This is a genomic window from Candidatus Methanodesulfokora washburnensis, from assembly GCF_003947435.1.
Classification (GTDB): domain Archaea; phylum Korarchaeota; class Korarchaeia; order Korarchaeales; family Korarchaeaceae; genus Methanodesulfokora; species Methanodesulfokora washburnensis.
Genome location: NZ_RCOS01000094.1, coordinates 1 through 10,147, shown reverse-complemented (window position 1 = coordinate 10,147; position 10,147 = coordinate 1). Strand labels below are relative to the sequence as shown.

Annotated in this window: 4 protein-coding genes; 3 read left to right on the top strand and 1 reads right to left on the bottom strand. The window is 44.8% G+C overall.

The window, feature by feature from the left end:
* Nucleotides 1-742, bottom strand: a 742-nt coding sequence (locus D6D85_RS07710) for an HAD-IC family P-type ATPase (RefSeq protein ID WP_153184006.1), incomplete at its 3' end; no start/stop codon positions are given.
* A 133-nt stretch (nt 743-875) separates the two neighbouring features.
* Here D6D85_RS07710 and D6D85_RS07705 point away from each other — a divergent pair.
* The 3 genes from D6D85_RS07705 to D6D85_RS07695 form a co-directional block, all read left to right on the top strand.
* Nucleotides 876-3,002, top strand: coding sequence for a hypothetical protein (locus tag D6D85_RS07705; RefSeq protein ID WP_125671481.1), 2,127 nt, complete (start codon nt 876-878; stop codon nt 3,000-3,002).
* 75 nt (nt 3,003-3,077) lie between these two features.
* Nucleotides 3,078-3,653 (top strand): hypothetical protein, encoded by a 576-nt coding sequence (locus tag D6D85_RS07700; RefSeq protein WP_125671480.1) that lies wholly within the window; start codon nt 3,078-3,080, stop codon nt 3,651-3,653.
* A 121-nt stretch (nt 3,654-3,774) separates the two neighbouring features.
* The coding region (locus D6D85_RS07695; protein ID WP_161969754.1) for a choice-of-anchor U domain-containing protein at nt 3,775-10,147 on the top strand (6,373 nt) is incomplete at its 3' end.

Sequence of the window (10,147 nt, the reverse complement as noted above, 5' to 3'; positions counted from 1 at the left end):
CAGCTATCATCACAGCAATACCCAAGTACATGGAGTATCTCGTGATCTGAAGCATTACCTCCTGCTGATGGGACTTCGGCCTTGCTATTCTTACTAGCTCTGCAGTCTTTCCGAAGTATGTGTCAGCACCCGTGTTGACCACTATGCACTTAGCTTTCCCCCTTTTTACTATCGAGCCGGAGAATGCCACATTCCCCCTGGATAAATCCACCGGAAGGCTTTCTCCAGTAAGCGCAGACTGGTCAACCGAAATGCTTCCCTCTAAAATTTTGCAGTCAGCAGGGATTATATCCCCCAGCTCAACTATGAGCACATCCCCAGGAACTAAGTTCTTTGCATCTATCAGCTTGAGCTGACCTGATCTGATGACCTTGGCCATGATTGCAAGCTTGGATCTGAGAAGCTCTAGAACTTTCTTGCTGGATTGAGAGTGCGCAAAGCCGATAATAGCATTGACGAACAAAAGAAAAGCTATGATCAACGCCTCCACTGTATGCCCTATTAGAAAGGAAAGAAGTATTGCTATCTCCAGAAGCCATGGCATCGGCCCCCAGAACCTCCTCAAGAACTCCTTCAGTGAGCTCTCCTTTCTCTCTTCTATTGCATTTGGCCCAAAGATCTGGAGCCTTCTTACAGCTTCATCGTCGCTTAGTCCTTCTTTTCTGCTCTCAAGAAGTCTGAGCACTTCTTCTGTGGAAATTTCCTCATATTCCCTGCTGGAAACTCTTCTTAAGCTTTCCATTGCTCAGCCCTACTGCTCTAGGATTTAAGTTTTAAACTTGAAACTGCTCTCCTGCTCATCAAGCTTTGTTTGGACTTCCACCTATAAGGTTTATAAATTATAAGATCTGCGCATGATGCACTGAGGTGGTGCTATGAAAAAGATTGCTACATTGCTCCTAGTGTTGTTGCTTCTGCCTGGACTCATAAACACAAGAGCTGCATCAACCCCGATGCCGATAATAGTGAAGGAGTATCTCAATGCAACTATAGTGACGGATGGGTCTGGACACTATTACTGCGGCCCATGGAACGTTACAGGATACATCATTGTGATGAACAACAAAACTGGTGAGACCATATCGGACATATGGGTTCCGATAGACACTACAGCTGCCAAATTCACTCTTTCCGAGAGTAATGTGACAGCACCAGGTTACGCTGTTGTTAAATTCAACTCCTCAAGCTATAAGCCTCCTGACTATGTACTTGACCAGAATCCAGATATGAACACATTCATGCACATAACCCAACTGAGAAGCGGGGATAGCGTCACAGTAAAGTATGTGAAGTACTACACTACTGGCTGTCCGCCTCTCCTCCTGAATGAGTCAATGAACCCAAGCAAGATAGTGAATGGAGTTAACACAACTGTGAATGTGACACTGACAGTGAAGAACAACATAGGCTCCGATGTTCATGTGAAAGTAGTGAAGATTCTTCCGTCTGATGGAGGCAAAGAAGGATGGAAGAACGAGGCAGGAAATCCAAGCTTCACTGGTTCTTCCGGCACTACATCTCCTTCTGGGTCTGCTGTTGGCTTTAGCCTCGATAGAAAGAGGCTTTACTGGACTAAAAATGGAAACTGGCCTGATGACTGGTTCACCCTTCCCAAGGATCAAACTGGAAAGACCAGCTTCAATATATCAGGGACACCTGATCTGAGCGAGGTCGGCGGAAACACGAAAAAGATACCTCTTGGTACTGTCTACCTCTACTTCTACATGCCTCACACCTACACAGGCTTAAAGATAGGCAAGGTATTTGCGGTTGGAAATGCGGATGTTGAGGTGAAGAAGAGGCAGCATACAACACCAACTATATGGAATGAGACCCTTGTGTTCTACGATACAAGCGGCGTCTTCAAGTATGATCTCTTCAATGCAACTCTCTGGGCGACTGAAGGGGATACCCCTGATTCCACCTTAATTAGCGATTCTAAGCATTCAGATCAGACATTTAACATAACACAGCTTCTCCCCGGTGAAATCTATACTTGGCCTTCCAACGGCTCCTTTAGCTTCACCTACTCAGGTGTGCCCAAGATATGGGGATTGGCGAAGTTCAGAATATCAAATGATCAGAACAAAGGATGGTGGAACTACACGAATGCAACGTACTCCACTGATTCCTCCGGAAACTCGACATACCAGGTTATAGAGGAGATATGGGCTGTAAGAGGATATTTGGTGAAGGCAAGGAAGGAGATAAGGGCGAATTACACAAATCCAAATGCTACTGTAGGTTGTTATTTGATAGGGATATCACTGTCGAACATAGGAGAGTGGATGAGCCCCTATGTGGAGATGTACGATGTAGTGCCATCGGGCTTTAAACCATCTCCTGTAAGTACTGAGGGCAACATGGTGTTCAAACCACTAGAAATGCTTGCTTATGATGCCAATTCAGCCAGTCCTCCTGACTTCAGCCTTAAACATACTTCAACAGAGTACACAGGATATGTCTGGAAGTCATATCCGTTGCCAGCTCCTCAGCTCGGATTTGCCGAGTACTTCAAGGGAACTGGACTCGCAAATAACAAGACAGTAACCGTTGTACTTAATGATACCACGCAGAAGAGCTGGATAGTATATCCAGTATATGAAGGTGGGACTCTCAAGATATGTAATAAGACGGATGGTACACCAACATGCTATGTTGAAGGGGAAGAATTTACTGTTGATAAAACTAAATTCAAGGTAATATGGATCGACAATAACCTCACATCAGGAGGTGGCTATGTAGTAGTCTCAGCAGAAGGCAACTATACAAACCTGAACATGAAAGTATACAACCCAGTGTTCGTGAGGTACTTCGTTTGCGGTACAGGAAATTACAGTGCAACAAACCTGTTCATAGTTGGAGTTGATCCCAGAAACACCTTGGATGCGCTGGCAGTTTCAGCTCCCGAGGCAAGGATGAGCTATGGAACAAGCAACTTCGAGATAGTATTTGTGATAGTAGCTATAGCTGCATCCATCATAGCAGTGAGGAAGAGGTGAAGGATGTCCAGGCAGCTCCCCCTTCTCTTCTTTTTTATTTTTTTATTGCTCCCCCTTCTTACAGTAAACGCTCAGATGGGCCCACTAGTTTATAAAAATTATTATGTTAAAATTATTATATTAAATGATGGCTCAGCCCTCCTGAGCTATGATATGGAGCTTGAGAACACGGGAACTGTTCCTGTTGTGCCAGGATATGGTCTGATAAACCTGAGCAGCGGAAAGGTTGTTTCAGCATCCTCCTATGTCATGGGAAGGAGGGGAGAAGCTGTAATAGAAGGAAATGCAGTGAGATATTCCGTCTGGGAGGTAATAAATCCGGGAAAATCGATAAAGGTTGAGGTAAATCTGACAGTATCTGGATTTCTGAGCAGAGGCATACTTTTCGATGAGTTTCAGGCAACCATAGGCCCTATATCCTATCCGGTGATAAGAGGGGATGTTGTTGTGATCCCTCCTGCTGGAAAGAGCATTGTTTACCTCTCAAAGAGCAGCCTGAATGCGATGAAGCCCGGAGATATAGCGCAGGTGAGAGGGGAGCTCTCTTATATACCTCTCCCTCTTCTCCCGTTCAGCTGGTATCCCGTGTTCTGGACTGTGGTAATAGCTGTCATACTGCTGGCATTCGTAATAAGGAGGGTGAGACGTTGAGATATTCTTTTTTTCTTTCCTTTCTTTCTTCTTCTTCCTTCTCCTGCTCTCAATCCCAGTTTACGCTGAAAAAGTTGAGATATCCGTTGACAGCAGTTTCCATTCTCCCGGAGATATAGTGGTGGTTAAAGCAAGGCCTGCATGCAACATCTACCTTACAGGCGGAAATCTATCTGTGCAGCTGCTAAACGGCTCCTACGATGAGAAAACACTGAAGATAAACACATCGGGCTTTCCTCTTGGAATATACAGGTTGGTAAATAAATGCGGGAATGAGACAGCTGAAACAGAATTCACACTCGATGAGCTCATCATAAAAGCATTCTCTCCGGAGCCCAACAAGCTGAAAGTAGATGTGATATCAAAGCTGCTTGGAAAGCCAGTAAATGCAACTGTTTATGTCAATGGAAGCAGGTACAATGGAACATTTGTCATTAAGCCTGGAATCCTTAACATACATGCAAACTTGTCATCCATATCAGCTGAGAAGGAGGTTGAAGTGCCGAATATCTCGATGAAAAATTACTATGCACCATGGGATGAAATAAAAGTTAAGATATCATCGGTGGAAAGGCCGAACATAACGGTGATAACGCCTCTGAATTTCTCATTTACTCTCAATGTATCCAGATCGAATTCAACTTGGATTGCAAGATTCAGGCTTCCTCAACCTGTAGCCCTTGGAACATACAGACTTCACGTCCGTTTAGGTGGAATTGAGCTGGCTAAAAACTTCACAGTCACAATGGATGAGATAGAGGTTAGAGGAGAGCAGAAAGGGCTTAGATGGATCCTGAACATATCCGCCTTTGATGTCCTGAAAAAATCCCCTGTTAACGGCATTGTTGAGATAAACGGAGAAAAGATGAAGATGAATGGGACTCTGATATATGAAACTGATAAAACAGAGCTGAGGATTCACCTTGTTGACTCAAGGGGGATAGAGGCAAACAGGACAGTGAAGCTAGACCTTGTCTTCTCCGAAAGAAATACATATGCATTAGGGGAAAAGGTTAGGATATTTTCAACAGGCGATGTAATACTGCTTGGTCCAGGAATAAAGGAGGCATTGAACAAGAGCAGGTACAATGAGACTTTCTTTCTCTCAGTTTACGTGGCTGAAAAATCTGGAAACTACAGCCTGATATGCGGAAATGCGAGCTACAGCTTCTCCGTTTATCCTGTCAACTGGAGCTTCAACGGGTCTTTGTTAAGAATAGAGAGCCCTGTAGGCGGGAATTTAACCGTGATGACCTGCAGCAACACATCAAGAATAAAATTCAACGGAAGCATATCGCTCAACGTATCAGCCCCTTCTCTCATAAAAATAGAAGAGCTAAACTTCACACTTCGCATTCCAGGCATATCAATCGACAGGAATGTCCACTTCCCAAAGGAAAGGGTTGAGATCTGTGCTCTGGGGAACACAACAGTGGTATCCCCTTCAGGAAGGCTTCTGATAAACAGGAGCATTGATAAGCCTGAGATAGTTCAGATATGGCTGAACCAGACTGTCGAGCTCGGAAACTACACCGTAAAAGCTGATAGCGAGGAGAGAAAGTTTACTGTGGACAGCTATTCGATAAGGGCAAGGGCAGTTGGAAGAAGGATAGAGGGGAATGTGAGCTACTACTTTGTCATGCCTGATTACATAAGCTACGAGATAAATGGAAAGGAGGGAAGAGCAGCTGTGGTAAATGGAAGCTTTGAGATAAATGCGACCGATGAAGGGACATATAAGCTGAGATGCGGAAATGCTGCTGTTAACATTACAAGGGATGTGAAAGTTGAGAATGGCTTTGTGAACAGGACAATGAGGGTAAATGTAAGCTTCATTCCAGTGGAATCCTACTTAAAGCTCGGAAACTCCTCATATAAGCTGAACTTCACGAATGGAACGGCTGAGTTCATCCCAAGGAAAGCTGGTGTGTACACTGTTTTCGTGGATGGAATAGAGAGGAGCCTTATAGTTGATAACTATGAGATAAGGGCAGTACTTGATGGCGATGAAGTTAGGGGGAACGTGAGCTATCTGTTCATCCCTCCTGTTGATGTTGAGTATCTGCTGCTTCCCTTAAACAAAAGCGGGAAAGCAAATGTGGTAAATGGAAGCTTCAGCTTTAAAGTAGGAAATATAACGGCAGTTCTGTTGAGATGCGGGAATGCTGAGCTGAGAATAACAAAGGCCAAATCCATAGTTGTTGAGAACGTAACCCTCAGGATATCAGTTGATAAGGGGGAGATTGAGGAGCTCAAAGCTGAGGAAGACAGGATATGGATGAAGATATCGAGGATAGAGCCCGGAGATAAAGTGAAAGTGGTGATAGAGTTTCCTTTTGAGATCCCCAGTGGGCTATACATATATTACTGGAAGATCTTGGGAAACAGGACGATTCCGGTAAACTGCACTGTTGTTGGGAATAGAATAGAGTTCTATTTGCAGGATGGAGTGCTGGATGAGGACAATGAGAAAAATGGAGTGATAGTTGATCCAATCAAGGTGTACATACCTGAGATAAGGGCTGAGAGCAGTTTCTCCGGCAAAAATGGCCTTATAACAGTTATTGGGAAAAGAAGCTACAACATAACTGTACACATTGACAGAGGGAGGATAGAGAAGCTGGCTCTGGTTGACCCCAGAAACATGCCTTTCAGGCCTGTTGACTTCCCATTCTACATGATAAAGCTCAGAATTGGGAACATAAGCGGAGATTCGGTGAGAGTTGAGGTAGGGTATCCGCATTTAAATGGATCGGCCGGCTTCTACCTCTTCAACCCCAGAGACATGAGCTGGAACGAGCTAAATGTAACTCAGAAGAACTCAACAGTGATTTTAGAGCTTAAAGATGGGATTACAGATGAGGATGGGGTGAAGAATGGTAGAATAGAGATAGATGGTGGTGTTTTCATAAAAGAGGGGGAGAAAAAGTGGGAGAAGCTCGGGTTCAGGGAGGCATACGACCCCATACAAAAGAAAGCTCTGATATTTGCATATCTTAACGATAGTAACATTACAGATATAATAAATAATATATCTGAATTGACAGAGGAGATATTTCTGAATGGCAAAAGAATTACAGGGATGCAGGCGAACATAACTGGTAGGGTGCTAGAGGCTTTCCTCAAACCCAATATCTCAAGCTTAAATATAAATGAATTAAGTAAAATAGAAATACATCAGAAATATATTAAAATAGGAGATAGGTTAAGAATAAATGTGAGCCTGAGCTCCAAGATAGAAGGGATCAACCTCAGGATAAGGGTAAGAATACCCAACGGCTCCGTTGTGACAAGGATAGTCAGATCCGATGGAAAGATTATATACAGCTTTGGCGATGAGGGAGTCAGAGGTTTCGTAGTTTACCTTGGGGATGGAGAGATCGCCTTCTACGATGACCCATCTTACTACTACATCGTGGATGTGGGCTTTCCAAGCAATTGGGGGGCTACAATATACAGAGGAAATAATGGAGCGGTCCCATATAACTATCACACCTATATTCTACATGTGCCAGTCGGCCTTTCCTCATTCACTCTAGGCGTTTATGATGGTGACTATGGATTTACCTATAGTGGGACTTCATACTATCACAATATAACTGTCTATAGACCTGATGGAAGTGTTTATGGTGTTTTTCACGCTAGTGGCAATGAAGTATGGTATTACCAAACAATAAATACTAATGTCCCCGGAAACTGGAGCTTCACATGGAGGCAGGATGGATGGCCCTCCAGTAACGGAAATTACTACGGTTTGAGTATACCCGAGCTCAAAACAATGGCCCAGAACATGAGCTATACCATCAGTGGAGTTGGTTATAGGGGCACCTACGATGCGATGATAGTTGGAGAGGAGACCGGCCTTTCTCTAACTCAGGAATGGTATGTCATAGTACCAAGAGGCACGACCTCCTTTAGTGTAGCGGTGTATGACGGAGATAGAATACTTCAATACATACCTTGGCCCCCTTGGGTTCAATATCTTCCAGCTTTAAATATATCAGTCTACAATCCATATGGGAATCTAGTTGCCTCCTGGCAGCAGCCATTAAGTAATGAAGCATGGGATGTGCTCGGTTCTGTTAACACAGGTGGTATCAATGGAGCTTACAGGATAGTTGTGAGGCAAATTAGGGACTATGACGACTACTCAACTGGTGGAAACATGTACAGACTTGCCACTAGCATCTCCTCTGGAATATGGCTCGGAAATCCAACACCGAATCTCTCGGTAACATCTACCTCCTGGCTCTGCTCCCATCAGGGGAGGAGCTTCATCCTCCCGGTTACCGTGAAAAACACGGGATATGTGGGGCTGAAGGGGATAACCATCACACTTTCCCTTCCATCGAACTGGATTGCGAACTCCACAAGCTACACTATAAATGGGTGGATATGGCCAAACGGAAGCAGAACAGTATACTTCCAGATAACAGTCCCATCAACAGCCTCTCCCGGTAACTACACCGTGAATGTGGCAGCCTCTCATCCATGGGTGAACCCTAGTGCTGTGAACGCTCACGACAAAACATCGACAACGGTGGTAATCCCATACATAAACTTGAGCATCAGGAAGTCAATATCAGGAGGATCATCCAACATTATAACTGTAAAGAACAATGCAAACTCCCTTGTCTGTGGCATAACTGCGTACAGTTTCTCCCCCACTCCAGCATCATCTTTCTCAGTTCAGCCAAATGGGAGCTACAGCTGGAATGGTGGCACCATTTACTACTGGAACATCTCCCTGTTATCCAGCCTCAGCAGCTGGACTGCAAGCTACTCTGCTGATGAGACAGCAGAATCGTTCATGCTTGGAATAGATCCTCCTAGCACAGATAAAGGCCTGAAAATTGATGTTAAGGAGTTCTCCTCGGTAATATTCTATCCAAATGGAAGCTACTCTGTCAGGGAGCTCTGGGGCTTCCTCACGCTGAACAATACATCCCCCGATATAATATCAGATATTTCAATATACATAAATGGAACTGGGTATGCATTTTACCCTGATTACCCGAATGCCTCCAGCTCTCCAGTCTACCCTCCGCTTCATTTCCCCCTTTTGCTTCCGAGCAGCTATGCAAGATGGAGGTACACAGCTCCCAAGGAAGAGGCATTTGTCCCCCTCAGGTTTATCGAGAGAAACATGTCATGCGGTGCTTTAATCTCAATTCAGGCCTTGGATGATGTCGAAAATGTTGTGATAAGGAAGATGGGCCTTGTTTATACAGTGGGAAATATGAAAAAGGGAGATACAAGGAACATAACTCTAAACCTCAGCTTCTCAGGTTGCATACAGCAGAACGCAACAGTTGAGTTCAGCTACAAAAATGCATCCCTGTTAAAGAGGATAAATAGGATAAGGGCACTGGGACCTGCTGAAATTCAGATAAGGAAGGAGATTCAGGGAAACAGAACAAAGGTGGCTGCGTACATGAGAAATACAGCGAGCTCGCTTGTCTACAGGCTGGATAAAATATGCATAATGAGGTCGGAATCAGGGCCGATACTGCTCTGCGAGAGCCCTTCGAAAGTGCTTAAGCCTGGGGATCTGTATGAAACTAAGGAGTTCAGCGAAAACATAACAGGAATTCCAAAGTACTATGCAAATGCGACCTTCACGATGCTTCCATCGATAAATGGCGTCACAGTCCCGCTGCAGAGCATAACATCAGTTTACTACATAGCTGCAGCTGTTCTAGTTGAGCCGGTCATATGCTGCATTCCTGCACCTCCAGCTCCCGCACCACCTCCACCAGTGCCACCAGCTCCACCTACACCGGCTGTCAACGTAACTCCTGCTGCTCCAGCTGCAAATGTGACTGCAAACATAACTGCGAAGCCTGTCATGGTTCCTGTAATATCCATCTTCAAGTCAGCTGATAAATATAGAGCATATGTGGGGGATATAGTGAGGTTCACGATAACCGTGAGGAACAGCGGAAACGGCACGTGGGAGGGTGATGTTACAGATAGCCTTCCCGGGGAGCTTAGATATGCGGGGGCATCATCAGCAAGAGGAAATGTGACAGGCCCCTCTGTATCCGGAGGCACCCTTTCTTGGCATGTTGTGCTCAGCCCCGGCCATGAGGCATCAATATCCTATCAGGCAGTTGTGGCCTCATATCCGAGCTCTGGCTACGTTGAAAACATAGCAGTTGCAGCAGGTTCCAGAAGCTCAGCGCACATTGAGATAGTTAAACCCATCAGAGTTGCGGATATAAGGAAGGCAGGTGAGCTTTCTGGAAGGGAGATAACCTATGTGATCTCGGTTGTCTCAACAAACTATGAGGGAAGCCTGACAGTTGTTGACTATCTGCCTGAAGGTCTTTCCTACATTCCCGGAGCCACTCTTGATGGATCCCCTTATGAGCCTGCTGTTCAGGGGAACAAGCTAACTTGGAGTATATACATAGGAAAAAATCAGACTAGAGTTATAAAGTTCAGTGCACACATAGAAAAAGTTTATGGGGTTGATGTGGTGAACACAGCCG

Excerpts from the sequence above, each read along its gene's own strand:
- D6D85_RS07705 (WP_125671481.1), top strand. The coding sequence starts at position 876 with ATGAAAAAGATTGCTACATTGCTCCTAGTGTTGTTGCTTCTGCCTGGA.
- D6D85_RS07700 (WP_125671480.1), top strand. The coding sequence starts at position 3,078 with ATGGGCCCACTAGTTTATAAAAATTATTATGTTAAAATTATTATATTA.